Below are 26,036 nucleotides of genomic sequence, written 5' to 3'. Positions count from 1 at the left end.
CTCTGCCGTCGTGCCGTCGTGCCGGGGCCGTCCGCCCCGGGTCAGCCGGAGACCTTGACCTCGGCGACGTGGCCCCGGTACTTGCCGTCGGCATCCTTCGCCAGACCGGTCAGCCAGATCAAGAGGTACCGCGTGGTGGTAGGGGAGTCGAGGGTGTACTCGACATTGGTCCCGGTCTTCTTGCCCACGATGGTGAAGGCGTCCGGCTTGGCCTGCAGCGGGTTGCCGGCGGCGGCCGCGGTGGGCACCCGCAGCTCCGCGGACTGCTCGCCGCCGGAGAACAGGACGCTCACCGAGGAGACCGGCTGCGGTGAGCCGAGGTCGATCAGCAGACCGGTGCCGGACTTGAGCGCGGGCGGCTTGGGCCCGAGCTGGTCGACGTACCAGCCGGTGGTCCAGGAGGTGTTCGCGTCGTTGTCGATCGCCTTCCCGATGCTCTCGGTGCCCTCGGGCCCGTCGCCCAGCGGGTTGTACGACTGCGCCTCCTTGATGGCGATCGACACCGGGTTGTGGGTGCTCGCCTGGGGGCTCGGCGCGGTGCTGCTGGCCGAGGTCAGCGGGGACGCGGTGGCCGCCCCGGTGTGGCGCAGGCTGTCGACGAACTGCCAGGAGGCGACGCCGATCGCGCCCAGCGCGACCGTCCACGCGGTGGCCTTGACCACCCGGCGCAGCCGCCGCCGGGTGCGGGTGCGCCGGGAGGGGGCCGGGCGGGAGGAGGCCGGCAGCGGGGAGACGGTGGTGTCGGCGACCCGGGTCGGGTTGGGCGCGGTGGGCAGCGCGTGGGTGTTGTGCCGGGGCGGGGCCGGGAAGGCGGGCAGCTCCGGCGCGGGCTGGCGGATCTTGGGCAGCTTGGCGATCGCCCGGACCAGTTCCTCCGGGGTGGTGATCGGCTGGGCGTGGTGCGGCGGCTGGTCGAACAGGGCCCGCGCGGCGAGCTCGGACAGGCCCTTGTGGACCCCGGCGCGGACCTGGTCCGGCGCGGCGTTCTGGAGGCCCTTGGGCAGGCCCTGGAGGTCGTAGCGGTCCTCCGGGTACGGCCAGCGGTGGGTGAGCGCGGCGAACAGCAGTGCGCCGATCGCGCGGGTGTCGGCCCGCTGGGCGTCCTCGGCGTCCTCGGCGGGCAGCCCGCGCAGGGCGGCGTCCACCGCGATGCCGTTGATCCGGTACTGGCCGCTGTCGGTGCGCAGCACGCAGCGCGGGGTGAGCCGCAGGTGGGCCTGGCCGCGCCGGTGGGCGGCCGCGACGGCGTCGGCGACCTGGCGGACCATCTGGTACGCCTCGTGCGGCTCCATCGGGCCGTTGGCGAGCAGCCTGGCCAGGTCGGAGGAGTGTGGCAGCCACTCCCGCACGACGTAGACCAGCTCGCCCTCGTGGACGGCGTCCAGCACCTGGACGAAGCGCGGATCGCCGAGCAGGGCGGCGGACTTGGCCGCGGCCAGCACCTTGCGGGCCCGCTGGTGGCCGGAGGCCATCAGGTGGACGCCGACCGCCCGGCGCAGCTTCTCGTCGACGGCGCGCCAGCTGCTGAAGGTCTCGGTCTGGGAGATGCACTCCTCCAGCCGGTACCGGTGGCCGATCATGTCCCCGCTGCGGCGCTGCGGGGCGGGGAGGGTGCGCGGGAGGGTGGCGGTGTCGCGCGGGTCGACCGTGGGCTGCGGGTCGGTGGGGCGGCGCGCGGGGCGGGTGGGCTCGGGGGCGGGCTTCTTCCGGGGGGACCCGGCGGCCAGTTCGGCGCGCAGCTCCTGGACCGAGAGCGGGGCGGTGATCTCCGAGGTCTCCTCGCCGGCGGCGGGCTCCGGGCCCGCGGCCGGCGCGTCGTCGCGGTCCTCGCCCCGGCCCTTCTCCCCGTCCTGGTCGGTGTTCTCGTCCGCGTCGGGGCGCCCGGGGGCGGCGGCAGCGGTGGGGGCGGCGGGGGCGCCCTCGCGGGCGTCCGCGGAGGTGCTCTCGCCGGCGTCGTCCGAGCCCGCGAGCTCGTCGATCGCCGCGGCCAGCGCGGCCTCGTCCGTCGCCGCGTCAGCTGCTGACGTGTCGACGACCGCCTTGGTGCCATCAGCCACCGTGGTCCTGCCTCCCCTTGTGTCGCCGCGGCTTGAGAGAGTCGCTGGAGCCCTAGGGTCGGCGGCCCTGTGCTCCAGGACAATTGTGCCCACTCTTCTCCACCGGGTACGACCGCTGAGACGTCCGCTCGGTTGCATACGGGTGGAGAGATGTGGTGCAGATCCGACACCTGGTCGCCATCCGGCGGTCGGGCGGACCCGAACCAACCGGTGGCCCAGCACTCGGCCGGACGAGCGGAGGAGCCTTCTGCTCCGGTTGACGCCCGGTCAGGGCGCCCGCTCGTCCGGCCGGTGGTCGGGCGGTCAGCGGCCCAGTCGGCCGCGGACCATGCCCAGCATGGAGTTCAGCTCCTCGATCCGCAGGCGCTTCGCGATGAGCACGAAGACCGCCAGCTGGAGGCCGCCGGCCACGACCAGGGCCGCCACGCTGCCCGGCCAGCCGCCGAGCACCTGCTGGACGCCCAGGCTGGCGCCGAGGCCGACCAGGGCGGCCGGGACGCAGGCGGCGGCCAGCCGGCTGTACGTCCGGCCGATCCGCTTGGTGTCCAGCCCGCCGATCCGCTTCTTCAGCTTCGGCATCGCGACCATCACCCCGATGGCGTAGGCCAGGCCGTAGCCGAAGGCGAGGCCGGTCACCGTCCACTCGGAGGGCAGCACCAGCCAGCACAGCAGCGCGAAGCCGGCCTGGCAGGCGGCGACCCAGACGGTGTTGTAGAACGGCGTCCGGGTGTCCTCGTAGGCGTAGAAGCCGCGCAGCATCACGTACTGGGCGGAGTACGGGATCAGGCCCAGCGCGAACGCGGAGAGCATCAGACCGACGTTGGTGGCGTCGTTCAGGACGGTGTCGTTGCCGCCGATCGCGTAGATCGCCCGGCCGACCACCGGGCCGAGCGACAGGAACAGGAAGGCCGCCGGGACGACCGCCACCGCGGTGGTGCGCAGACCGTAGGAGATGTCGTCGCGCACGGCACCGGCGTCCTCGTCGGCCGCCGCCCGGGAGAGCCGGGGGAGCACCGCGCTCATGATCGAGACCGTGATCACGGCCTGCGGGAGCTGCCAGATCAGCAGCGCGTTGGAGAACGCGGCCAGGCCGACGCCGTTGTGGCCGGCCGCCGCCGCGGCGGCGCCAGCCTTGGTGGACAGCTGGGTGATCACCAGGTAGCCGGCCTGGTTGGCGAGCACGAAGAAGAACGTCCACTTGGCCAGCCGGGCGGCCTTGCCCAGGCCGTGGCCGCGCCAGTCGAAGCGGGGCCGGAAGCGGAACCCGGCGGCCCGCAGGTACGGGATCATCGCCAGCGACTGGACGCCCAGACCGATCAGGGTGCCGAGGCCGAGCAGCCGCACGCCCTCGGGGGAGATGCCCTCCGGGGTGACCTGGGTGGTGCCGAACCCGCCGTAGACCCAGATGTAGGCGGAGAAGGTGAAGATCACCACGATGTTGTTCAGGACCGGCGTCCACATCATCGCGCCGAAGCGGCCGCGGGCGTTGAGGATCTGGCCCATCACCACGTGGATGCCCATGAAGAAGATGGTCGGCAGGCAGTAGCGGGCCATCGCCACCGTGGTCTCGGCGCGCTCCGGGTTGGCCATCATCGGCTGGGCGATCAGCCGCACCAGCACGGGCGCCCCGAGCACCGCCAGGAAGACCACGCCGCCGAGCCCGACCATCACCAGGGTGAGCAGCCGGTTGGCGTACGCGGTGCCGCCGTCCTCGTCGTTCTTCATGCTGCGCACCAGCTGCGGCACGAAGACCGCGTTCAGCGCGCCGCCGCCGATCAGGATGTACAGCAGGGTCGGCAGGGTGTTCGCGGCGTTGTACGAGTCACCCATGATGCCGACGCCGATGGCCGCGGTGATCACCATGGTCCGGACGAAGCCGGTGCCGCGGGAGACCAGCGTGCCGGCCGCCATGATCGCGCTGGAGTTCAGCAGGTTGGAGACCTTGCCGCCGCCGGCCGCCTTGCCGGGCTCGGCGGTGGGGGCGGGCGCCTGCTCGGCGGCCCGCTCCTCGGCGACGATGTCCGCCAGCGGCTCGACCGCCGGGGGCACCGCGACGGCGGCCACCTGCATGGTGGCCTCCGCCTCGGAGAGCGGCGGGTCGAACTCGATCGGCGGCACGAAGTGCTGCTGCCCGCCCGGAGCGGCGCCGTACGGGGGCTGCCCCGGGTGGCCGCCCATCGGCGGGTACGGCGCGGGGCCGGGCGGAGGGCCGGGCTGGGGGGCCGGGGCGGGCTGCGGGACCGGCGGCTGGACCGCGGCCTGCGCCTCGCGGCCGCCGAACAGGCCGTCCACCCCGACGTACTCGGTGGTCTCGGTGTCCCAGGCGGAGTGCGCCGGGCCGGGCTGCCACTGCTGCCGGGGCTGCTCGACGCCGCCCCAGTGGCCGCCGGCGGCCACTGGGGCCGGCTCCTGCGGCCAGGCGGGCTGCACCGGGGTGTCCCAGCCGGGCTGCACCGGCGGCACCGGGGCCCCGAAGTGCTCCGGGGCCTGGTACGGGGTCGGCGGCACCGGCGTCGGGTAGCCGACGCCCTGCGGCGGCAGCTGCGGCGGCACGTCGTACGCGGCGGCCGGCGGCTGGGGCGCGGCGGGCCGACCGGCCCGCAGACCGTACGGGTCCTGGCCGTCCTGGGGGTTCCCGTACGCGTCCACCGCGTACGGGTCCTGGGCGTAGGTGTCGGCCACGTACCAGTCGCCGGACGGCGACTCGGCGCCCGGCCGGCTCTCACCGCGGCCCGACGGCCGCTCCTCGCTGCGCCCGGTCATGTCACCTCTTCGCTGTCGTGGGGGGAGGCCGGCCCGGCAAGGCAGGGGGTCGGCGGTATCAAGGACCAACCTTCTCATCACCGGCGGCCCGATCCCGGCCATCCGGGCTGCTGCCACGCGGTGTCTGCGCGGGACCGTCACCAGGGGTGTCGTCCGTCCCGTCGGTCCCGTCCGCCGCCGGGGCCCCCTCCGCGGTGTCCTCCGCCGGGGCCCGCGGGGCGGGCTCCGCCGCCGCGGCGCCGCCCGCGGCCGGGGCGTCCCCGAGCGGGGCGTCGCCGACCGGCTGGTCGCCGTCCTCGTGCGGCTGCCCGCCGAGGCGCTTGCGCTGGCGCACGAAGCGCAGCGCGGCCAGCAGCAGCAGGACGCCGGCGCCCGCGAAGACGTACAGCACGCCGTTGGTCACCGAGGTGACCTCCACCGTGAACTTCTGCGCCTCGCCGTACGGCCGGGAGTCGGGGCCGGTGGTCCACAGCTGGGCGGTCATCGCGACCGGCCCGTTGTTGTGCGCCTCGGCGTTGAAGCGCAGCGTCACGCTCTGCGAGGCCGGGAGGACCAGCTCCTCCTCCTTGCTCACCCGCAGCCTGTTCGGCTGGGCCGAGGTGAGCACCAGCTTCAGGTTGGTGACCGTCTGGGTCAGGTCGTTGCGGACGCTGACCTGGAGCAGGCCGGACTCGCCGGCCAGGGTGACCACGTTCTTCCTCGGCACCTGGACGGCCTTGGTCAGCTCCTTCAGGTACCCCGTGACGCCGGCCCGGTAGGTGCTCCCGGCCGGCGGCTGGCTGCGCCACTCGGTGGACAGCGAGCGGACCATCGCGGCGCTGAACGGGCCGCGCACCCGCTGCGGCAGGGTGAGCACCCGCATCAGGGTGTCCAGGTCGTGCTGGATGTCGTCGGTGCGGCTCAGGTCGGCCGCCGGCAGCTCCGAGGCGCGGATCTGGGTCGGGTAGTCGGTGGGCGCCGGGACGGCGGTGTTGGCCTTCGGGTCGGCCGCGGACTGGGCCACCGCGTCCAGCTTGACCGAGGAGATCCACTTGCCGTCCGCCGTCTGGAGGGCGTTCGCCAGCGCCTTGGCGCCGGCGGTGCTCAGCTCGCGGGGCGGCAGGACGAGCAGCCCGCGCTGGTTCTGTGGCTGCTCGTGGGTGATCGCGAAGGTCTCGGCGAGGAAGCGCTGGGTGGCGTCGGTCTGCGCCTGCGGGCTGCTCAGGTCCTTGTCGAAGAGCGCGGAGACGGTCTCGTCGGCCACCACGGCGCTCTGCCCGCCGCCGATCGGGCGGACCGCGGTCGGGGTGTAGGTGAGCGAGTCCGGCTCCGGCATGCTCGCGCCGTCGACCAGCACCAGCCCGTTGCCGGACTGCTGGGCGAGGGCGGCGATCTGCTGGTCGAGGTAGCCCCGGTACGGCCAGGCGACGTCCGAGCGGGTGTCCACGGAGAGCCGGCCCTCGACGGTCAGCCGGCCGGCGGTGGACGCCTTGCTCAGCGCGGTGGTCATCCCGGCCAGGTCGGAGCCGTTGTGGGCGATCGAGGCGAGGTCCGGGTCGGCGTACGGCAGCGAGACCACCTGGCTGCCCGGCTTGGCGACGGCGGCCCGCAGCTTGTCCAGCCAGGCGACGGCGGCGGCCGAGGCGGGCACCTGGACGGTGTTGTCGTCCTTGGCGGACTTGCCCGCGGCCTCGGTGCCCGGCTTCTGCACCCGGTAGGGCTTGGTCATCGCGAGCGCGGCGTCCAGCAGGTCCGGGTCGATCACCCAGGTCAGGCCGTTCAGCTTCGCGCCGGTGTCGACCAGCTCGTACAGCCGGCCGCCCGGGGCGAACTCGCCGGCCAGGCTGTCGTCGCGCAGCACCGGGGTCGGCTGGTCGCTGTTGTCGGCGGTGGTCTGGGCGGCCAGCACCGGCGCGTGCACCAGCGGCCAGATCGTGGCGACCTTCGTCGGCTGCGCCTCGGCGCCGCCCGGGTTGTACGGCAGGAAGGTCCGGGCGATGCCCAGGGCGCGGTCGCGCGGGTTGTCGCCGGTCCCGCCCCAGGCGTCCACCGCGAGCTCGTACGCGCCGCTCGCGGAGAAGCCGAGGTCGCTCACCGCGACGCTCAGGGTGTACGGCTGGCTCTGCCCCGGGTTCAGTTCCGGCAGGGCGTACTGCGGGCTGTCCAGCTCCACGCCGTCCTTGCTGTCCGGCGTGGAGCGGTCGGCCACGTTGGCCAGGTCGCTGCGCCGGTCCAGCGGTTTGCCCGAGTACGGCTTGCGGACGGCCGCGTGGGCGCCCTTGATCGCCGACTTGCCGGCGTTGGTGACCTGGCCGGTGATCGTCACGATCCCGCCCGGGGCGGCCACCTGCGGGTTCAGCGTGTCGATGGTCATCACCACCGGGTACTCGGCCGTGGCGGTGGAGTCGCCGGCCGGCCGGACGTTGCCGCCGGCGGGCAGCGCACCGGCCGGGGAGGCCGTGAAGAGGGCCAGGGCGGCCGCACAGGCGGCGGCCAGGCGCCGACCCGCACGGCGCGCCCGGCGGGCCGGATGGCGCCCCCCGGCGGGGCGCTCGGCCCGTCCAGGCTGTCGGTGCGCCCCCAGGCCCGAGTGCCGTGCCGGCTCACTCACTCGCTTCGCCCTCGCCGTTCTCGATCGTTCGCTGCTGATGCTGTCCGTCCGGCGCGGTCCGCCCGACGGTCTTCGCTTGACTCTGGTGGAGCTCTTCGCCCGACGCCGTCGCCGCACCGCTGCCACGGGGATCCCGCGGACGGCGGCGGCACGCGGCACCGCATCCCCTGTCCGGTGCCCGAGACTCGTCCACCGGCATGGTAACGATGCAGCCCGCGGCGCAGTGTTGCGGGCTGTGGGGTGAGACGCCCAGAACGCGCGGGCGGTTGACCTGTCGGGGCACGTACCCTTGTGAGCCGTGTCCACTGCCAATGAGCCCACCGCGCGCACCGACCGTTCCAGCACCGACGTCCAGGTCGTCCCAGGGCTGAGCGAGGCCCAGACGCTCGGCCTCCAAGAGCTGCTGCGGGTGTCGCCGGTCGCCGACGAGATCGCCAGCCGGTTCCAGGCGGCCGGTCACCGGCTGGCGCTGGTCGGCGGGTCCGTCCGGGACGCGCTGCTCGGCCGGCTCGGCAACGACCTGGACTTCACCACCGACGCCCGTCCGCAGCAGGTGCTCAAGCTGGTCAAGGGCTGGGCGGACGCGGTCTGGGACGTCGGCATCGCCTTCGGCACGGTCGGCGCCCGCAAGGACACCCCCGAGGGCTCCTTCCTGATCGAGATCACCACCTACCGCTCCGAGGCGTACGACCGCACCTCGCGCAAGCCCGAGGTCAGCTACGGCGACACCATCGGGGAGGACCTGGTCCGCCGGGACTTCACGGTCAACGCGATGGCCGTCGACCTGCCCGGCCGCGGCTTCGTCGACCCGCACCACGGCCTGGAGGACCTGGAGGCCCGGGTGCTGCGCACCCCCGCCACCCCCGAGGAGTCCTTCTCCGACGACCCGCTGCGGATGATGCGGGCCGCCCGCTTCGCCGCCCAGCTGGACTTCGACCCGGCGCCCGAGGTGGTCGCCGCGATGACCGCGATGGCCGAGCGGCTCACCATCGTCTCCGCCGAGCGGATCCAGGCCGAGCTGAACAAGCTGTTGCTGGCCAAGCACCCGGTGAAGGGCCTGCGGCTGCTGGTCGACACCGGCCTGGCCGGGTACGTGCTGCCGGAGCTGCCCGCGCTGCGGCTGGAGCGGGACGAGCACCACCGGCACAAGGACGTCTACGAGCACTCGCTGACCGTCCTGGAGCAGGCCATCGACCTGGAGCAGGACGGCCCGGACCTCACCCTGCGGCTGGCCGCGCTGCTGCACGACATCGGCAAGCCGCGCACCCGCCGCTTCGAGTCGGACGGCCGGGTCTCCTTCCACCACCACGAGGTGGTCGGCGCCAAGATGACCCGCAAGCGGATGCGCGAGCTCAAGTACTCCAAGGAGCTCACCGAGGACGTCTCGCGCCTGGTCGAGCTGCACCTGCGCTTCCACGGCTACGGCGGCGGCGAGTGGACCGACTCCGCGGTGCGCCGCTACATCACCGACGCCGGGCCGCTGCTGGAGCGCCTGCACAAGCTGACCCGCTCCGACTGCACCACCCGCAACAAGAAGAAGGCGGCCGCGCTCTCCCGCACCTACGACGGCCTGGAGACCCGGATCGGCGAGCTGAAGGAGCAGGAGCAGCTGGACGCCGTCCGCCCGGCGCTGGACGGCAACCAGATCATGGAGCTGCTCGGCCTCAAGCCCGGCCCGCAGGTCGGCAAGGCGTACAAGCACATGCTCGAACTCCGGCTGGAGCACGGCCCGATGGAGCACGACGAGGCGGTCGGGGCGCTGCGGGCCTGGTGGGCCGAACAGCAGGGCTGAGCCCGGCTTCGGACGGCGCGACGGCGCCACGGGAGCTCCGGACACGACGAGAGGGGTGGCCCCGGCCGAGCGCCGGGGCCACCCCTCCTCCGTACCGGGCTACTTGATCTGCTTCATGCAGAGCACGTAGTCCAGGGCCGGGAAGCTCGGGTGCTTGCTGGTGTACCAGCTGTCCGACTTCGGCTGCTTCTCGCAGGACTTCTCGTCGGAGGTGGCGAGGTACTTGTAGACGACCTTGTACTGCGCCTTGGCGTCGGTGCAGGGCACCACGGTGATCTTCGGGTGGGTGTCGTTGGTCTGGTTGGTGCCGTTCGCGTTGTACAGGCAGTCGCCGACCCCGGCCGCGTCCACCTTGCTGTCCGAGTCGGTCGGGGTGCTGACCGGCGGGAGGGTGAGCGTCGGTGCCGGCAGCGTGTAGGTCGGCGAGGGGATGACCGGCGGCGGCGTGGGCGAGAGGGTCAGCCGGGTGGGGGTCGGCGTCGGGTCGGCGGCCGGGTCGGTCTTCCCGGGGCCGAGCACGCCGGTGGCGGCCAGGGTCACCGCGGCCACCAGCGAGACCGGCACCAGCAGCATCGCGATGTGCGGCCGGCTGGTCAGCGGGACGCCCGGGTTCAGCTGCGGGCCGTGGCTGCCCGGGACGGGCGGCTGCAGCCGCTTGAACTTGTTGTGCGGGCCGAGGTTCAGCAGCAGCGTGATCGGGGTCAGCAGCCAGGACACCAGGCTCCACCAGCCCTGGACCAGCGTCCGGGCCGACATGTCGCGCACCGTCGCCGTTCCGCAGGTGCGGCAGAACGGGCCGGTCATCCGCAGCATCCGGTAGGCGATGATCAGGCCCTGGTGGCCGCGGACGGTGGCGTTGACCGCGGGGTAGCCGCCGCAGAACCGGCAGGTGGTCCCGTCCATCGGGGGCGGCGGCGGGTACCCGTAGCCGTAACCGCCGGGCGGGGGCTGGACGCCGTACGGCTGCTCGGGCGGCGGCGGGGCGCTCGGGTAGCCGTACCCGGGCGGCGGCGGGGGCGGCGGCGGGGCGCCGTAGGAACCGCCGGAGGCGTACGGGTTGCCGTCGCCCGGTGGCGGGCCGTACGGCATCTGGGGCGGAGGCGGAACGGACAAGGGGTCCCCCGGGAAAGGAAGAGCGGAAGAGTTCAGGACTTCTTCACCGGCGGGACGCCGGTGGTGGCGGGCGCCAGCGGGCCGAGGCAGAGCACGTACCGCTTCTTGTTCCAGCGGCGGCCGCTCTTGCCCGAGACGGCGGTCGTGGTCTGCGGCGTCTGCTGGCAGCGGGTCACGTCCGTGGTGCCCTCGAACTTCGACAGCACCCGGTAATTCGCTTTGGTGTCAGTGCACTTGACGATCTCGACGTCTCGGGAGCCGCTGGCGTGCACACAGTCGCCGGCCTTGGCGCTGCTGACGCTCGGCCCGGCCACGAAGTAGCCCACCGCCAGCGCCAGGCAGCCGCCGACCACCCCGACGATCCGCAGCTTGGAGCGGATGCCGCGCTTGGCGGCCGGCGCGGGCTGCACCGGCGGCGCGGGCTGCGGGTAGCCGTACGGCCCGGGGGGCGGCTGCTGCCCGTACGGCCCGGGGGCCGGCTGCCCGTACGGCTGCTGCCCGTACGGCGGTTGGCCGTTCGGCTGCTGCCCGTAGGCGGGCGGCGGGCCGAAGCCGGGCGGGGGCGGCGGCGCGGGCTGTCCGTAGGCCGGCGGCGGCCCGTACGGCGCGGCCGGCGGGGGGACGGGTGCCCCGTACGGCGGTGCTGCGGGCCGGCCCACCGGGGCCGACGAGGGCGGCCCGTACGGATTGGGCGGTGTGCTCATCAGTTCGTCCCCCGAGACAGAGTTCTGTCGCTACGACAGGTTCGAGTACCTTAGCGAGTCGGTCGGACGCCGTCGGCCCCGAGTCCCGCGGGTTTCCAGGAGGCCTGGTCAGCGGGGGAGGGGACTCCGGCGGGCGGAGCGCAGGTAAAGGACCGCCGTCAGCGCGTATACCCCGGCGACCCCGAGCACCACCGCGACCGAGCGGCCGGACAGCGGCAGCACCAGCGCGGTGACCAGGGCGGCGGCCACGAAGGCGACGTTGAACAGCACGTCGTAGATGGCGAAGACCCGGCCGCGGTACTCGTCCTCGACCGACTCCTGGACCGCCGTGTCGGCGCAGATCTTGGTGCCCTGGGTGACCACCCCGAGCAGCAGGGCGGCGAGCAGGCAGGGCACCAGGGTGAAGCTCAGGCCCAGCGCCGGGACGAAGACCACCGGGGCGACCAGGCAGGCCGTCATCCACCCGGCCAGGCCCAGCCGGCGGGTGCACCAGGGGCTGACCAGCGCGGCGACGAAGAACCCGGCGGCGGACAGGCCGACCGCCTGGCCGAGGGTGACCAGCCCGGCCGCGCTGTCGGTCGGGTCGTTGAAGGTGTACCGGGCGAGCATCACCACGACCACGATCAGCACGCCGTAGCAGAACCGGGCCGCGGTGACGGCGGCCAGCGCGTGCACGGCGGGCCGGCAGTCCCGGACCAGGTGGCGCACCGCGGCGCCGAGTTCGACGGCGGCCCGGACCAGCGCCTGGCCGAGCCCCGGGCGGTCCCGGTGCTGCTCCGGGCCGAGCAGGTCGCGGTCCATCCGCCGGGCGGCCAGCGCGGCCGACAGGTAGAGCAGCGCGGCCACCGTGACCAGGGCGGCGTCGGCCTTCGGCCCGGGGGCCATCAGCTGGTGCAGCGCGAAGCCGATTCCCCCGCCGGAGGCGGCGGCGACCGTCCCGAGGGTGGGGGAGAGGGCGTTGGCGGTGACCAGCTGGTCCTGCTCCACCACCCGGGGCAGGGCGGCGGACAGGCCGGCCAGGATGAACCGGTTGAGCGCGGTGACCAGCAGGGCCGAGGCGAAGAACAGCCAGGTCGGGGCCTGTGCCAGCAGCAGCGCGCCGGTGCCCAGGCCCAGTCCGAAGCGGGCCAGGTTGCCGAAGTAGAGCACCTGGCGGCGGCGCCAGCGGTCCAGCAGCACACCGGCGAACGGGCCGATCACCGAGAACGGCAGCAGCATCACGGCCAGCACCGAGGCGATGTCGGCGGGGGAGGACTGCTTCTCGGGGGAGAAGACCACGTACGCGGCGAGCGAGACCTGGAAGACGCCGTCCGAGAGCTGGGAGAGCACCCGGGCGGTCAGCAGCCGCCGGAAGTCGCGGCCCTTCATCAGGTCGAGGAGCGTGGCGCGGTGCGCGGACTGGTGGGTGCTGCCGTTCTCGGTGATCGCCACCCGCCCAGAGTGCCATGGAACCGGCCGCTGTTTCACGTGAAACATTGGCCGCGAGAACGTGAAGGGCCCGCGATCCGGAGACCACGGGCCCTTCCTGCGAGCTGGCGGCGCTCAGCGCTCAGAGCCCAAGGCTCAGCGCTCGGCGTCCGACAGTCGCGAACTTCGCTGTGCTCAGCGCTCAGCGCTCAACAGTCGCGAACCTCGCTGCGCTCAGCGCTCGACCTCGCCGCGGATGAACTTCTCGACGTTCTCGCGGGCCTCGTCGTCGAAGTACTGCACCGGCGGGGACTTCATGAAGTACGAGGAGGCCGACAGGATCGGGCCGCCGATGCCGCGGTCCTTGGCGATCTTCGCGGCGCGCACGGCGTCGATGATGACACCGGCGGAGTTCGGGGAGTCCCAGACCTCGAGCTTGTACTCCAGGTTCAGCGGGACGTCGCCGAACGCGCGACCCTCGAGGCGGACGTACGCCCACTTGCGGTCGTCCAGCCAGGCCACGTAGTCCGAGGGACCGATGTGGACGTTCTTGGCGCCCAGCTCGCGGTCGCGGATCTGCGAGGTGACGGCCTGGGTCTTGGAGATCTTCTTGGACTCCAGGCGCTCGCGCTCGAGCATGTTCTTGAAGTCCATGTTGCCGCCGACGTTCAGCTGCATGGTGCGCTCGAGGATGACACCGCGGTCCTCGAACAGCTTGGCCATCACGCGGTGCGTGATGGTCGCGCCGACCTGGGACTTGATGTCGTCACCGACGATCGGCACGCCGGCCTCGGTGAACTTGTCCGCCCACTCCTTGGTGCCCGCGATGAACACCGGCAGGGCGTTCACGAAGGCGACCTTGGCGTCGATGGCGCACTGGGCGTAGAACTTGGCCGCGTCCTCGGAACCGACGGGCAGGTAGCAGACGAGGACGTCGACCTGCTGGTCCTTGAGGACCTGGACGACGTCGACCGGCGCCTCGTCCGACTCCTCGATGGTCTCCAGGTAGTACTTGCCCAGGCCGTCGAGGGTGTGGCCGCGCTGGACGGTCACGCCGGTCGGCGGCACGTCGCAGATCTTGATGGTGTTGTTCTCGCTGTTGCCGATGGCGTCGGCCAGGTCGAAGCCGACCTTCTTGGCGTCGACGTCGAAGGCGGCGACGAACTCCACGTCGCGGACGTGGTACTCACCGAACTGGACGTGCATCAGCCCGGGGACCTTGCCGGCCGGGTCGGCGTCCTTGTAGTACTCGACACCCTGCACCAGCGACGCGGCGCAGTTGCCCACGCCCACGATGGCTACGCGAACCGAACCCATTCCGGTTGCTCCCTGTGATCTCATGAGGCCCGCCGGGGTAGGCGGAACTCGTCCTGCTTCTTCGATGACTGCGTGCACGGGCGCGAGGCGCCCATTCCTGCCGCGCGGCACAGGGCTGGCGCGGTGTCAGCGCTCCTGGGCGGAGCGCCCCGGGCGGTCGTACGGTGGCCCGGACGGGTCCGGGGACCCGGTCTCCTGGCCACGGCCGTCCGAAGTCTTGCGGGGTCCGGCGGCGCTGCCGCCGGCGTCGGGGCCGGTCTTTCCGGTGCGGTTGGACCGCTCGGTCTCGATCAGCTCGTTGAGCCAGCGGACCTCGCGCTCCACCGACTCCAGTCCGTGCCGCTGGAGTTCGACGGTGTAGTCGTCGAACCGCTCGCGGGCGCGGGCCAGCGAGTTGCGCATCCGCTCCAGCCGCTCCTCCAGCCGGCTGCGGCGCCCCTCCAGGACGCGCATCCGCACGGCCCGGTCGGTCTGGCCGAAGAAGGCGAAGTGCACGCCGAAGTGCTCGTCCTCCCAGGCGTCCGGGCCGGAGTCGGCGAGCAGCTCCTCGAAGCGCTGCTTCCCCTCGGCGGAGAGCCGGTAGACGATCTTGGACCGCTTGCCGTTGAGCGCGGTGGCCGGGACGTACTCGACGTCGGGGTTGTCCTCGACCAGGAAGCCCTGGGCGACCAGGCTCTTCAGGCAGGGGTAGAGCGTCCCGTAGGAGAGCGCCCGGAACGTCCCGAGCAGGATGTTCAGCCGCTTGCGCAGCTCGTAGCCGTGCATCGGGGCGTCGTGGAGCAGCCCGAGGACGGCGAACTCCAGCACTCCTGAGCGCCTGCCCACTGTCGCCGCCCTCCTCCCGCTCGGTGTCCGATCGGCCGCTGCATCCGGCGGTATACCGCTTCGATGTATCGGCTCGATATATCGAGAACAGTAAACCCGACCCCCGGAACGGGCAAGAGGGGCGCGCGTGAATGTGATCACAAGCCGACGCGCGGCTGGTGTTGGCAACGGGCTTGTAATGATCTGTTGCCGTTTTGCGGGCATTGGCAACTGATGTCCGATTAGTTGTATATCCGTGCTGCGTACGCTGTCGCGTGTGCACGAGGACCACCTCCGGGATCAGGGCGGTTGGCGGGCATCGGACGTGAACCCTGCCTTCAGGCTGGAAACGCCTGGCGAGGAGTGGCTGGAAGATGAGCGAGCGACGGCGAAGGACGCCCAACCCGGGCGGTGAGGGGCAGCAGCCCCCGGGAGGCGGTGGCCGTCAGGGCGAGGGGCCGGGACCCGACGAGCTGCGCTCGGACGGCGCCGGTCGGCGACGACCCTCGGGGGTCAGGGAGACCGCACAGCAGCCCCGGATGACCCGTGCGGAGATGCGCAAGGCCGCCCAGAAGAAGGGCGCCAAGGGGGGTGGCCGGCGTGGTGACGCCGCGGCCGCCTCCGCCGCCGCGGCCGCCGGCCCCGGCAAGAAGCGCTTCATCGACTACCCGCGGTTCGGCAAGACCGGCGTCCGGCGCTGGCTGCCGTCCTGGAAGCAGTGGCTGAGCGCCTTCGTGCTGGTCTTCGGCTGCTTCGTGGGCCTGGTGTTCTACCTGTACCAGACCACCAAGGTCCCGGAGTTGAACGAGCTGGTCAAGGACCAGAACACGATCTACTACTGGGCCGACAACACGGAGATGACCCGCAAGGGGCAGACCAACCGTCAGATCGTCGAGCTCAAGGACATCAGTCCGCACCTCCAGGACGCCGTCATCGCCGCGGAGAACAAGAGCTTCAAGACCGACAGCGGCATCGACCCCAAGGGCATGCTCCGCGCGGTCTGGAACATGGCGAAGGGCGGTGAGACCCAGGGCGCCTCGACGATCACCCAGCAGTACGTGAAGAACGCCTACCTGAGCCAGGAGCAGACCCTCAGCCGCAAGGTGAGGGAGTTCTTCATCACGCTGAAGATCAACCAGGAGAAGGAGAAGCCGGAGATCCTCACCGGCTACCTGAACACCAGCTGGTTCGGCCGCGGTGCGAACGGTGCCCAGGCGGCCGCCCAGGCGTACTACGGGGTGGACGCCAAGGACCTCAACGTCTGTCAGAGCGCCATGCTGGCCGGTCTGCTCAAGGGTGCGGCGTACTACGACCCCACCAACCCGGCCAACAAGGACCGGGCCCAGGGCCGGTGGAACTGGATCCTGGACCAGATGGTGGACACCAAGGCCATCACCCCGGAGGAGCGCGCCAAGTGCACCGCGTTCCCGGACCCGATCGCGCAGAAGCCCAACTCCAACATGAACGGTGAGATCAGCTACCTGGTCGACACCGCCAACAAGTACGTGATGGCCACCGACAAGACGATCACCCAGCAGATGATCGACCGGGGCGGCCTGAAGATCTACACCACCTTCGAGAAGGACAAGGTCGACGCGCTGAAGAGCGCCGTCGACGCCGTCAAGGCGGAGAACCTCAACCCGCAGAAGCGGCCGGACAACGACACCAACATCCAGTTCGGCTCCGCCAGCATCCGCCCCGGCGACGGCGCGATCGTCGCCCTCTACGGCGGCGACGGCGTGGAGAACGGCCACTTCGACAACAACGCCGACGCCACCGGCGTCCAGGTCGGCTCGACCTTCAAGCCCTTCGTGCTGGCCACCGCGATGCAGACCGGCGTGCAGACCGCGAAGGACGACAAGGGCAAGCCGAAGCGGATCAACGCCGACAGCCGCTACCTGGCCGACGACATGTCCGAGATCCGCAAGGCGGACGGCTCGCTGGTGATCGGCGACGACGGCAAGCCGTACCGGCAGAAGAACGAGGACGCCGGCAAGCGCGGCTACGTCTCGCTGCGGATGGCCATGCAGTACTCGTACAACGTGCCCTTCGTCCAGCTGAACCAGGACGTCGGCGGCCAGAACGTGGCCGACATCGCGGTGCAGATGGGCATCAAGAAGGAGAGCCTCGCCGACCCGAAGACGGCGACCTTCCCGCTCGGCACCTCCACCATCAGCCCGATCCGGATGGCCACCGCCTACGGCACCCTGGCGGCCAGCGGCAAGGAGGCCGAGCCGTACTCGGTCACCAAGGTCGAGGTGAGCGGCGTGGAGCGGCCGGGCTTCGGCAAGAAGGAGCCCAAGGTCGCGCTGGAGCCGGCCGTCGCCGACAACGTCACCGACACGCTGGTGAACGTGGCGGTGAACGGTACCGGTAAGAAGACGAAGGACCTGGGCCGCCCGGTGGCCGGCAAGACCGGTACCACCGACCAGAACAAGTCGGCCTGGTGGGTCGGTTACACCCCGCAGCTGGCGACCAGCGTCGCGATGTGGCGCGAGGACCCGACCAAGCACGAGCGGCAGTCGCTCAACGGCACCGGCGGCAAGGAGTCCATCCACGGTGGTGACATCCCGACCGATGTCTTCACCCGGTACATGAAGGCCGCACTGGCCAACGAGAAGAAGATGGACTTCCCGACCCCGCAGCCGGTCGGCACCGAGGTCGACTCCTCCGGCGCGCCGTCCACGGCCAGCGCGACGACGACCCCGACCACGACCGACAGCCCGACGGCCCCGCCGGCCGCCCAGACGCAGGCGCCGCAGCCGCCCGTGCAGCCGCAGCCCACCCAGACCTGCGTGCCCGGCGTGGACTGCCCCGGCGACCAGCCGACCCCCTCGCACACCAGGCCGAACCCGGGCAACAGCTGCCTGCCGGTGATCGGCTGCCCGACGCAGCCGCCGGGACCGACGGACACCACGCCGCCGGGCGGCGGCAACGGTGGCGGTGGCGGACGCCCGACCGGCGGCGGCAAGCCGACGCCGAGCAGCACGGGCGGTCTCCAGGGCGGCGGGGCGGCCGGGCAGTAGCCCCGGCCGGGCGGAACCCGGAACCCGGAACCACGGCGGTGGCGGTCCTCCTCGGAGGGCCGCCACCGCCGTTTCCGTCGCGGCCACCGCGCCCGCCCGCGGCGAAGAGGTACAGACCGTTGCGGGGTCCTCCTCGTCCCGGCGGGACGGGTGCGGCAGGATGTCCGGCATGACGTCGAGCGATCGTGACGAAACCGCCGGGCCGGACGGGTCCGGCGCCGCCGCAGGGCCCCTCCCGGCAGCCGTCGCCACGGCCGCGCCGCCGGCCAACACCGTGGTCGTGCCGGCCGACGAGGACCCGGTGGCGGCGGCCGGCAGCGAGGTGTTCGGCGGGCCCCCGGGCCGCCGGGCGCTGCTCGGCGTCTCCTGGTGGGTCCCGGCGCGCTTCCTGGCGCTCGCGGTGATCGTGGTGTCGGTGCTCGGGATGGTGCAGAAGCTGCCCTGCTACGAGCAGGCCTGGTTCCAGCCGGGCTCGCCGCAGTACATCCACGCCTGCTACAGCGACATCCCGCACCTGTTCTCCGGACGCGGCTTCGCGGCCGGGCTGCACCCGTACGTGGACCGCGTCCCGGGCTCCTCGGGGGACCTCCAGTACCTGGAGTACCCGGTGCTGACCGGCCTGTTCATGCAGGTCGCGGCCTGGCTGACGCCGGGCGGCGGGGACCAGCAGAGCCAGGAGCAGTGGTTCTGGGCGATCAACGCCGGGATGCTGATGGCCTGCGCGGTGGTCGCCGCGGTGGCGCTCTCCCGCACCCACCGGCGCCGTCCGTGGGACGCGCTGCTGTTCGCGCTCGCCCCCGTCCTGCTGCTCAACGGCACCGTCAACTGGGACCTGCTCGCGGTCGCCCTGGCCGCCGTGGCGATGGCCTGGTGGAGCGGTGCCCGCCCGGGCTGGGCCGGTGTCTTCATCGGCCTGGCCACCGCGGCCAAGCTCTACCCGCTGCTGCTGATCGGCCCGCTGCTGGTGCTCTGCTGGCGGGCCGGCCGGTGGCGCGAGTTCCGGGTGATGCTGGGCGGCGCGGTCGGCTCCTGGCTGGTGGTCAACCTGCCGATCATGCTGGCCAACTGGCGGGGCTGGTCGACCTTCTACGTGTTCAGCAAGCACCGCGGCGAGGACTACGGCTCGTTCTGGCTGATCCTGATGCAGCGCCGGGGCGCCGGGCTGGCCGACCTCGACGTCTACATCGGCGTGCTGATGGTGCTGGGCTGCCTGGCCATAGCGTGGCTCGGCTTCTCGGCCCCGCGCCGGCCGCGCTTCGCCCAGCTGGCCTTCCTGGTGGTCGCGCTGTTCGTGCTGGTCAACAAGGTGTACTCGCCGCAGTACGCGCTCTGGCTGCTGCCGCTCGCGGTGCTGGCCCGGCCGCGCTGGCGGGACTTCCTGGTCTGGCAGGCCTGCGAGGTGCTCTACACCCTGGGCATCTGGTCCCACCTGGGCCTGGTCACCGGCTCCAAGCAGCACGGGATCGGCGAGGGCTGGTACCACTTCGCGATCGGGCTGCACCTGCTGGGCACCCTGTACCTGGTCGCCCTGGTGGTCCGCGACGTCCTCCACCCGGACCGCGACCCGGTCCGCTGGGACGGCAGCGACGACCCCTCCGGCGGGGTGCTGGACCATGCCCCGGACGTGTCCGTGCTGGGCACCGCCCGCCGGCTGCGCGAGGAGGAGAGCTACGCCGGGTACGCGCCGGCCGGCCCCGAGCAGTGGCTCAACGAGCCCGAGCTGCCGGAGCCGGCCGAAAAGGCCTAGCCGGTCGAAAAGGCCTAGCCGGTCGGAAAGGCCTGGCGGGTCGGAAAGGCCTGGCGGGTCAGCGGTCCACCACGCGGTCGAAGTGCGTGGTGGTGTGCCGGACCTGGAGACCGAGCTCCTCGCCGATCGCCGGGGGCTTGGTCTCCCCGTCCAGGAAGAGCAGCGAGACCTGCATGTGCGGCGGCTCGGCGAACCACAGCTGCTTGCCGGCCCAGTGGAACGGCGACTTGGTCTTGTTGACGGTCGCCAGGCCGGCCCGGGCGATGCCCTTGGCCCGCGCCCCCATGCTCTGGAGGTACTTGGGCGCCTCCAGGCCGATGCCGTGCGCGGTGCCGCCGGCGACCACCAGGATGTGGCCGTCGGAGGGCGCCGGGTGCTGGCGGTAGCCGTAGCGGTCGCCCTTCTGCAGCGGAGTGACGTCCAGGACGGTGGCCCGGACCTCCAGCGCGGCGTGGTCGCCGAGCCAGAGCCGGGTGCCGATCCGGGCCCGGAAGACCGTCTCCGGGTAGCGCTGGGCCAGCTGGTCCATGCCGGCCGCGCCGAGGTGGCTGACGAACACGGTGTGCACCGGGATGCCGGCCGCCCGGGCGGTGTCCACCCAGTACGCGACCTCCTCGATCGGGCTGGAGCCGTCCGGCCGGTCCATCGGCAGGTGCAGCGCCAGGCCCTCGAAGGCGACGCCCTCCAGCTCGTTGGCGACGGTGCGCAGGTCGGCCGCGCTCACGCCGTGCCGGCGCATGGTGGTCATGCACTCCAGCACCACCCGGGCACCGTGCAGCGAGCGCAGCGCCTCCACGCTGGCCACCGTCCGGATCACCCGGGCGTGCGGCAGCGGGAGCACCTCCTCGCCGACCCGGTACGGGGTGAGCACCAGCAGCTCGCCGCCGTACCACTCGGCGGCGTCGGCCGCCTCGTACGCGGTACCGACGGCGAGCACCCCGGTGCCCAGCAGCGTCGCCTCCTCGGCCAGCCGGTGGTTGCCCAGGCCGTAGCCGTTCCCCTTGGCGACGGGCACCAGGCCGGGGAACTCGGCGAGGACGGAGCGCTGGTGGGTGCGCCAGCGTTCGGTCTCGAGGTAGAGCGACAGCGTCATCGGGTCAGCCTCCTCAGCGGCGGGACATGTAGAGGTCGAGGGCCTTGTGCAGCAGCTTGTTGAGCGGGAAGTCCCACTCGCCGAGGTACTCGGCCGCCTGGCCGCCGGTGCCGACCTTGAACTGGATCAGGCCGAACAGGTGGTCGTTCTCGTCCAGGGTGTCACTGATGCCGCGCAGGTCGTACACCCCGCCGCCGAGGGCGTAGGAGTCGCGCATCATCCGCCACTGGATGGCGTTGGACGGCTTGACCTCGCGCTTGTGGTTGGCCGAGGCGCCGTAGGAGTACCAGACGTGCTCGCCGACCACCAGCATCGTGGTGGCGGCCAGCGGCTCGCCCTCGTGGTAGGCGATGTAGAGCCGCATGCGGTTCGGGTCCTCGGCCACCAGGGCCTTCCACATCCGCTGGAAGTAGGCCAGCGGGCGCGGGGTGAACTTGTCGCGCTCGGCGGTGACCAGGTAGAGCTGGTGGAAGATCGGCAGGTCGTCGTAGCCGCCCTGGTAGACCTCGACGCCGCTCTTCTCGGCCTTCTTGATGTTGCGGCGCCAGAGCTGGTTGAAGTTCTTGTGGATGTCGTCCAGCGAGCGGTTGGCCAGCGGCACCTGGAAGACGTAGCGGGGCTGGACGTCGCCGAAGCCGGCGCCGCCGTCCTCGCCCTGCAGCCAGCCGGCCTTGCGCAGCCGGTCGGCCACCTCGAAGGCGCGGGCCTCGTACCAGTCGGCCTCGACGTCGCGCAGGCGCTTGGCCTGCTTGCCGGCGATGGCCTCCTTGATGGTGGGGGCGTTCCAGCGGCGGATGACGATCGGCGGGCCCATCTTCACCGAGAACGCGCCCTGCGACTTGAGGTGCGCCAGCATCGGGGAGAGCCAGCGGTCGAGGTCGCGGTCGAACCAGTCGATGACCGGTCCCTCGGGCAGGTAGGCGAGGTAGCGCTTGAGCTTGGGCAGCTGGCGGTAGAGGACCAGGCCGGCGCCGACGAGCTGGTCGGTCTCGTCGAACCAGCCGATCGACTCGGAGCGCCACTCGGCCTTCACGTCGCCCCACGACGGCACCTGCATGTGGCTGGCCGAGGCGCGGCTCCTGATGAAGGCGAGGTGCTCCTCGCGGGTGATCGTCCTCAGGCGCAGGCTCATGTGCTCGGTGCTCCTCGTCGTCGGGCTGCGGTGGCCCAGGTTCTCGGGCTGACCTTATCGTCCGGGGTCCGGGCGCCCGTCGCTGCGGGCACGGCGGCGCCCCCGTCGGGTACCTGTCTCCTCTGCAGATACGCGACGGGGGCGGCGAGGGTTCCGGGCGGGGCCTGTGGGCTCGGTCCCAGCGGCGCGGTCCGGGGGCGTGCGAGGGGGCGCGGGGCCCGGTTCAGCCCCAGAGACCGCCGCGGGCGATGCCGAGGTAGAAGCCGATCGCGGCGGCGCCGAGTGTGATCATCAGGACGAAGCGCTCGGCGGTGGTGACCGAGACGAACATGCCCCACAGGCCCGTGACGATGCCGAACAGGCCGGTCCACGAGGTCAGCAGGTGCAGGTTGTGGAAGAACGAGGTGGTGAAGGCGATCACGCCCAGCACGGCGGTGACGCCCACCAGGGCGTTCTCGCGGGGGTGCGGGTGGCCGTCGGTGTTCAGGGTGAGGGCGGGCATGCGGTGGACGGACTGTGCCATGGGTCCCACCTCCTGGCGTGGAGACGAACGGGCAGGAATCCCGTTCCGTCCAGATTGCGGCGCTTGGGCCGCTCTCACAACCCCTATGCGTTTTGTTCGGCCGTCCGGGTGCAGGTAGGCTGTGCCGTCTGCACTGGTGTAGTTGTGCCCCCTTTGCACCCTCTACCGGGTGGGATCCGCCTCCGGGCGGAGCGGGGGCCGATTGTCCGACCCGGCCGCTACGGTGGGCCGGAGTCGTCACTGCTCCGGTGCCGACGCTACGCACAACCCTCCTGCCACGGAGAGACCGTGGCCGCTGAGTCCAAAGGAGGTGGGTTACTCATGCGTCACTACGAGCTGATGGTCATCCTCGACCCCTCGGTCGAGGAGCGCGCTGTCTCCCCCCTGATCGAGAACTTCCTCACCGTCGTCCGCAACGCGGGTGGCAAGGTGGAGAAGGTCGACACCTGGGGTCGCCGCCGTCTGGCTTACGAGATCAACAAGCAGTCCGAGGGCATCTACTCGGTCATCGACCTCAAGGCCACGCCTGAGGTCGTCAAGGAGCTCGACCGCCAGCTGGGCCTGAGCGAGTCGGTTCTGCGGACCAAGGTCCTGCGCCCGGACACCCACTGAGCCACCTCTGAGGCCTTCGGGTCTCGGGTAGCTCGCGTCCGCTGTTTCACGTGAAACAGCGGTGAACGGACATCTTCCCGAGAGGTCATCACCACCATGGCAGGCGAGACCGTCATCACCCTCGTCGGCAATCTCGTCGACGACCCCGAGCTGCGCTTCACCCCGTCGGGTGCGGCGGTCGCGAAGTTCCGCATCGCGTCCACCCCCCGCACCTTCGACCGTCAGACGAACGAGTGGAAGGACGGCGAGAGCCTCTTCCTCACGTGCAACGTCTGGCGGCAGCCGGCGGAGAACGTGGCCGAGTCGCTGCAGCGCGGCATGCGCGTCATCGTGCAGGGCCGACTGCGCCAGCGGTCTTACGAGACCAAGGAAGGCGAGAAGCGGACGGTCTTCGAGGTCGAGGTCGACGAGGTCGGTCCGAGCCTGCGCTCGGCGACCGCCAAGGTCACCCGGGCCAACCGGTCCGGCGCCCCCGGTGGCGGCTTCGGCGGCCAGCAGGGTGGCGGCCAGGGCGGCGGCGGCAGCTGGGGTGGAAACTCCGGCGGCGGCCAGCAGGGCGGCGGCAGCTGGGGTGGAAACTCCGGCGGCGGCCAGTCCGGCCCCTCCGACGACCCCTGGGCCTCCAGCGCCCCGTCCGGTGGAAACCAGGGCGGCGGCTGGGGTGCCCCGGCCGGCGGCGGTGGCGGCTACTCGGAAGAGCCCCCGTTCTAAGAGCTGACAGATTTCGTGCGGCCCGGCCGCCGGCGTCCCCGGACGCCCGCCGGGCCGTGAACCCCAAATGGAGCACACAATGGCGAAGCCGCCTGCTCGCAAGCCGAAGAAGAAGGTTTGCGTCTTCTGCAAGGACAAGGTCAACTACGTTGACTACAAGGACACGAACCTGCTGCGGAAGTACATCTCCGACCGCGGCAAGATCCGTGCCCGTCGGGTGACCGGCAACTGCACCCAGCACCAGCGTGACGTCGCCACGGCCGTGAAGAACAGCCGTGAGATGGCGCTGCTGCCCTACACCAGCACCGCGCGCTAAGAGAGGGTGACCAAGTAATGAAGATCATCCTCACTCACGAGGTGCCGGGTCTCGGCTCCGCCGGCGAGGTCGTCGAGGTCAAGGACGGCTACGCCCGCAACTACCTGGTCCCGCGTGGCTTCGCCATCCGCTGGACCAAGGGTGGTCAGAAGGACGTCGACGCCATCCGTCGCGCCCGGAAGATCCACGAGATCCAGACCCTCGAGGCCGCCACCGCGGTCAAGGGTCAGCTCGAGGGCGTCCAGGTCAAGCTGGCCGTCCGCTCGGGCGACGCCGGCCGTCTGTTCGGCTCGGTGACCCAGGCCGACGTCGTCGAGGCCATCAAGGCCGCCGGCGGCCCGGCCGTGGACAAGCGCGCCGTCGCGATCGCCTCGCCGATCAAGACCGTGGGCTCCCACAAGGTCTCGGTCAAGCTGCACTCGGACGTCGTGGCCAACCTCGACGTCGCCGTCGTGGCTGCCTGAGCTCCGTAGAGCACAAGGCCTGAGGGCCGGACTCCTCCGGGAGTCCGGCCCTCGGTCTTTTCCGGCCCGGTTCTCTTCGGGTCTCAGCCGCGCACCGCTCCGGTGACCAGCCACTTGCCGCCGCGGGCGCGCCAGGCCAGGAAGCCGGCCCGCAGCAGCATGAACAGGTTCATCGCCCACCAGAGCCCGGCCAGTCCGGTGCCGGTGGCCGGCACCGCCAGGGCCACCGGGACGAACACCGCCAGGGTGGCGAGCCCGGCCCAGGCCAGGTAGCGGCCGTCCCCGGCGCCCATCAGCACGCCGTCCAGCACGAAGACCGGGCCGGCCACCGGCTGGGTGAGCGCGAGCAGCAGCAGGGCGGTGTCCAGCTGGGCCCGGACGGCCGGATCGGGTGTGAAGAGCGGGACGTACAGCGGGCGGGCGACCACCACCAGCAGGCCGAGCACCAGCCCGGAGACGACGCCCCACTCGACCATCCGCCGGGTGGCGGCCCTGGCGCCGGGGACGTCCGAGGCGCCCAGGTAGCGGCCGATGATGGCCTGTCCGGCGATCGCGATCGCGTCCAGCGCGAAGGCCAGGAAGTTGAACAGCGCCATGGTGATCTGGTGGGCGGCGACCTGGTCGTCGCCGAGCCGGGCGGCGACCGCGGTGGCGGTCATCAGCACCGCGCGCAGGCTGATCGTCCGGACCAGCAGCGGGCCGCCGGCCCTGGCACTGGCCCGGATGCCCGCGGTGTCCGGCCGCAGCGAGGCCCCTTCCCGGCGGGCGCCGCGGACCACCACGACCAGGTAGGCGGCGGCCATCCCGGTCTGGGCGAGCACGGTGCCCCAGGCCGAGCCGGCCACCCCGAGCCCGGCGCCGTACACCAGGCCGGCGTTCAGGCCGATGTTGGCGGCGAAGCCCGCGACGGCCACCACCAGCGGCGTGCGGGTGTCCTGGAGGCCGCGCAGCACCCCGGTGGCGGCCAGCACCATGAGCATCGCCGGGATGCCCAGCGAGCTGATCCGCAGGTACGTCACCGCGTGCGGCGCGGCGGTCGCCGAGGCGCCCAGCGCGTCGGCCGCCCAGGGGGCCAGCACCAGGGTGAGGAGGACCACCGGGACGGCCAGGCCCAGGGCGAGCCAGATGCCGTCGATGCCCTGCTGCACGGCGCCCCGGCGGTCCCCGGCGCCGATCCGGCGGGCGACCGCCGCGGTGGTCGCGTAGGCGAGGAAGACGAACACGCCGGTCGCGGTGGAGAGCGCGGCGGAGGCGACGCCCACCCCGGCCAGCTGGGGGGTGCCGAGGTGGCCGACGATCGCCGAGTCGGCCATCAGGAAGAGCGGTTCGGCGACGAGCGCGCCGAAGGCCGGGACGGCCAGGGCGAGGATCTCCCGGTCGTGCCGGCGTCGCGAGGGCTTCGGGGCCGGGGTCGGGGGCGAGGCGGTCATGGGCTCCAGGCTACTCATCCACAGGTAATGGATGTAAGGGCCTAGTGACTATTACTCGAAATCTTGAGCGGCGCGGTTCGTCCGCTCTGCGCCCACAGCCGTTCGGAGGTGTGTGAAGAATTTCTCATGCACAGGACCGGGAAGAGGTAATCCCAGGTCAACAGGTTGACGGTGGATCGATTGTTCGGTTATCCACAGGGACGTCCACAGGGGTGTCCACAGCTTTGCGGCAGTTCTCCACAGGACGGGGCCGGTCATCCACACCCCCTGTGGATAACCGCCTTGGCGCAACGGCGTCCGGCGCCTTAGCGTGGGCCCTCCGCCCGACACTCCCGCCGCCCCGGCGTCCGTTTTGTCGGGACCGTGGCGTACAAAGAGGAGCGGCTCCGCTCCACCCAGCCACCGGCAAGCCCGCTCCACCTTCGCACCACTCGC

Annotated in this window: 19 protein-coding genes; 7 read left to right on the top strand and 12 right to left on the bottom strand. The window is 72.0% G+C overall.

Annotated features, from left to right (window positions below; translation table 11 throughout):
- Positions 1-41: 41 nt before the first annotated feature.
- The 3 genes from ACLWS4_RS29655 to ACLWS4_RS29645 all read right to left on the bottom strand — a co-directional run bounded on the left by ACLWS4_RS29655 (position 42) and on the right by ACLWS4_RS29645 (position 7,410).
- The gene (locus ACLWS4_RS29655; RefSeq protein ID WP_416875735.1) at positions 42-2,057 is read right to left on the bottom strand and encodes a serine/threonine protein kinase; all 2,016 of its coding nucleotides are present in this window, start codon (positions 2,055-2,057) and stop codon (positions 42-44) included.
- 303 nt (positions 2,058-2,360) lie between these two features.
- Positions 2,361-4,820: a murein biosynthesis integral membrane protein MurJ gene (gene murJ / locus ACLWS4_RS29650; protein ID WP_416875734.1), complete on the bottom strand. Its 2,460-nt coding sequence runs from the start codon at positions 4,818-4,820 to the stop codon at positions 2,361-2,363.
- A 58-nt stretch (positions 4,821-4,878) separates the two neighbouring features.
- The gene (locus ACLWS4_RS29645; protein ID WP_387829721.1) at positions 4,879-7,410 is read right to left on the bottom strand and encodes a DUF6049 family protein; all 2,532 of its coding nucleotides are present in this window, start codon (positions 7,408-7,410) and stop codon (positions 4,879-4,881) included.
- A 367-nt stretch (positions 7,411-7,777) separates the two neighbouring features.
- On the opposite strand from ACLWS4_RS29645, the gene ACLWS4_RS29640 reads away from it, so the two are divergent.
- A complete protein-coding gene (locus ACLWS4_RS29640) occupies positions 7,778-9,202 on the top strand; it encodes a CCA tRNA nucleotidyltransferase (RefSeq protein ID WP_049659839.1) in 1,425 nt (474 codons plus the stop codon).
- Positions 9,203-9,301: 99 nt separating this feature from the next.
- Here ACLWS4_RS29640 and ACLWS4_RS29635 read toward each other — a convergent pair whose 3' ends face one another.
- The 5 genes from ACLWS4_RS29635 to ACLWS4_RS29615 all read right to left on the bottom strand — a co-directional run bounded on the left by ACLWS4_RS29635 (position 9,302) and on the right by ACLWS4_RS29615 (position 14,568).
- Positions 9,302-10,315: an LppU/SCO3897 family protein gene (locus ACLWS4_RS29635; RefSeq protein WP_159028681.1), complete on the bottom strand. Its 1,014-nt coding sequence runs from the start codon at positions 10,313-10,315 to the stop codon at positions 9,302-9,304.
- Positions 10,316-10,347: 32 nt separating this feature from the next.
- Complete coding sequence (locus ACLWS4_RS29630) at positions 10,348-11,019, bottom strand: LppU/SCO3897 family protein (RefSeq protein WP_380781120.1); 672 nt, start codon at positions 11,017-11,019, stop codon at positions 10,348-10,350.
- 108 nt (positions 11,020-11,127) lie between these two features.
- Entirely contained in the window at positions 11,128-12,450 is a 1,323-nt protein-coding gene (locus tag ACLWS4_RS29625; protein ID WP_369808287.1) for an MFS transporter, read from the bottom strand.
- A gap of 210 nt (positions 12,451-12,660) precedes the next feature.
- On the bottom strand, positions 12,661-13,743 hold the full coding sequence (locus ACLWS4_RS29620; RefSeq protein WP_049651119.1) for an inositol-3-phosphate synthase: 1,083 nt from the start codon (positions 13,741-13,743) through the stop codon (positions 12,661-12,663).
- Positions 13,744-13,869: 126 nt separating this feature from the next.
- A complete protein-coding gene (locus ACLWS4_RS29615) occupies positions 13,870-14,568 on the bottom strand; it encodes a PadR family transcriptional regulator (RefSeq protein WP_049651118.1) in 699 nt (232 codons plus the stop codon).
- 518 nt (positions 14,569-15,086) lie between these two features.
- Between ACLWS4_RS29615 and ACLWS4_RS29610 the strand changes: the two genes are divergently transcribed.
- The gene (locus ACLWS4_RS29610; protein WP_416875733.1) at positions 15,087-17,573 is read left to right on the top strand and encodes a transglycosylase domain-containing protein; all 2,487 of its coding nucleotides are present in this window, start codon (positions 15,087-15,089) and stop codon (positions 17,571-17,573) included.
- A gap of 169 nt (positions 17,574-17,742) precedes the next feature.
- Positions 17,743-19,320, top strand: a complete 1,578-nt coding sequence (locus tag ACLWS4_RS29605) for a glycosyltransferase family 87 protein (RefSeq protein WP_049651115.1) — start codon at positions 17,743-17,745, stop codon at positions 19,318-19,320.
- 58 nt (positions 19,321-19,378) lie between these two features.
- Here the strand turns inward: ACLWS4_RS29605 and ACLWS4_RS29600 are convergent, their stop codons facing one another.
- The 3 genes from ACLWS4_RS29600 to ACLWS4_RS29590 form a co-directional block, all read right to left on the bottom strand.
- Positions 19,379-20,413: an alanine racemase gene (locus ACLWS4_RS29600; RefSeq protein ID WP_049651114.1), complete on the bottom strand. Its 1,035-nt coding sequence runs from the start codon at positions 20,411-20,413 to the stop codon at positions 19,379-19,381.
- A gap of 13 nt (positions 20,414-20,426) precedes the next feature.
- Entirely contained in the window at positions 20,427-21,545 is a 1,119-nt protein-coding gene (locus ACLWS4_RS29595) for a lipid II:glycine glycyltransferase FemX (RefSeq protein WP_074001890.1), read from the bottom strand.
- 223 nt (positions 21,546-21,768) lie between these two features.
- Entirely contained in the window at positions 21,769-22,068 is a 300-nt protein-coding gene (locus ACLWS4_RS29590) for a hypothetical protein (protein WP_074001889.1), read from the bottom strand.
- A 321-nt stretch (positions 22,069-22,389) separates the two neighbouring features.
- Here ACLWS4_RS29590 and rpsF point away from each other — a divergent pair, with 321 nt between their 5' ends.
- The 4 genes from rpsF to rplI all read left to right on the top strand — a co-directional run bounded on the left by rpsF (position 22,390) and on the right by rplI (position 24,171).
- A complete protein-coding gene (gene rpsF, locus ACLWS4_RS29585) occupies positions 22,390-22,680 on the top strand; it encodes a 30S ribosomal protein S6 (protein ID WP_049651111.1) in 291 nt (96 codons plus the stop codon).
- A 96-nt stretch (positions 22,681-22,776) separates the two neighbouring features.
- Positions 22,777-23,391, top strand: a complete 615-nt coding sequence (locus ACLWS4_RS29580) for a single-stranded DNA-binding protein (protein WP_416875732.1) — start codon at positions 22,777-22,779, stop codon at positions 23,389-23,391.
- 79 nt (positions 23,392-23,470) lie between these two features.
- Positions 23,471-23,707 (top strand): 30S ribosomal protein S18, encoded by a 237-nt coding sequence (gene rpsR, locus ACLWS4_RS29575; RefSeq protein WP_030059640.1) that lies wholly within the window; start codon positions 23,471-23,473, stop codon positions 23,705-23,707.
- Positions 23,708-23,724: 17 nt separating this feature from the next.
- Positions 23,725-24,171, top strand: coding sequence for a 50S ribosomal protein L9 (gene rplI / locus ACLWS4_RS29570; protein WP_049651109.1), 447 nt, complete (start codon positions 23,725-23,727; stop codon positions 24,169-24,171).
- Positions 24,172-24,254: 83 nt separating this feature from the next.
- Here rplI and ACLWS4_RS29565 read toward each other — a convergent pair whose 3' ends face one another.
- A complete protein-coding gene (locus tag ACLWS4_RS29565; RefSeq protein ID WP_049651108.1) occupies positions 24,255-25,601 on the bottom strand; it encodes an MATE family efflux transporter in 1,347 nt (448 codons plus the stop codon).
- Positions 25,602-26,036 lie beyond the last annotated feature (435 nt).

It is taken from the genome of Kitasatospora sp. SC0581 (genome assembly GCF_048159585.1).
Lineage (GTDB): Bacteria > Actinomycetota > Actinomycetes > Streptomycetales > Streptomycetaceae > Kitasatospora.
Note: the sequence above shows the minus strand (reverse complement) of the source record. Positions and strands in the feature narration are given on the sequence as shown.

Excerpts from the sequence above, each read along its gene's own strand:
- ACLWS4_RS29610 (WP_416875733.1), top strand. The coding sequence starts at position 15,087 with ATGACCCGTGCGGAGATGCGCAAGGCCGCCCAGAAGAAGGGCGCCAAG.
- ACLWS4_RS29595 (WP_074001890.1), bottom strand. The coding sequence starts at position 21,545 with ATGAGCCTGCGCCTGAGGACGATCACCCGCGAGGAGCACCTCGCCTTC.
- rpsR (WP_030059640.1), top strand. The coding sequence starts at position 23,471 with ATGGCGAAGCCGCCTGCTCGCAAGCCGAAGAAGAAGGTTTGCGTCTTC.
- ACLWS4_RS29630 (WP_380781120.1), bottom strand. The coding sequence starts at position 11,019 with ATGAGCACACCGCCCAATCCGTACGGGCCGCCCTCGTCGGCCCCGGTG.
- ACLWS4_RS29565 (WP_049651108.1), bottom strand. The coding sequence starts at position 25,601 with ATGACCGCCTCGCCCCCGACCCCGGCCCCGAAGCCCTCGCGACGCCGG.
- ACLWS4_RS29620 (WP_049651119.1), bottom strand. The coding sequence starts at position 13,743 with ATGGGTTCGGTTCGCGTAGCCATCGTGGGCGTGGGCAACTGCGCCGCG.
- rplI (WP_049651109.1), top strand. The coding sequence starts at position 23,725 with ATGAAGATCATCCTCACTCACGAGGTGCCGGGTCTCGGCTCCGCCGGC.
- ACLWS4_RS29600 (WP_049651114.1), bottom strand. The coding sequence starts at position 20,413 with ATGACGCTGTCGCTCTACCTCGAGACCGAACGCTGGCGCACCCACCAG.
- murJ (WP_416875734.1), bottom strand. The coding sequence starts at position 4,820 with ATGACCGGGCGCAGCGAGGAGCGGCCGTCGGGCCGCGGTGAGAGCCGG.
- rpsF (WP_049651111.1), top strand. The coding sequence starts at position 22,390 with ATGCGTCACTACGAGCTGATGGTCATCCTCGACCCCTCGGTCGAGGAG.
- ACLWS4_RS29590 (WP_074001889.1), bottom strand. The coding sequence starts at position 22,068 with ATGGCACAGTCCGTCCACCGCATGCCCGCCCTCACCCTGAACACCGAC.
- ACLWS4_RS29580 (WP_416875732.1), top strand. The coding sequence starts at position 22,777 with ATGGCAGGCGAGACCGTCATCACCCTCGTCGGCAATCTCGTCGACGAC.
- ACLWS4_RS29605 (WP_049651115.1), top strand. The coding sequence starts at position 17,743 with ATGACGTCGAGCGATCGTGACGAAACCGCCGGGCCGGACGGGTCCGGC.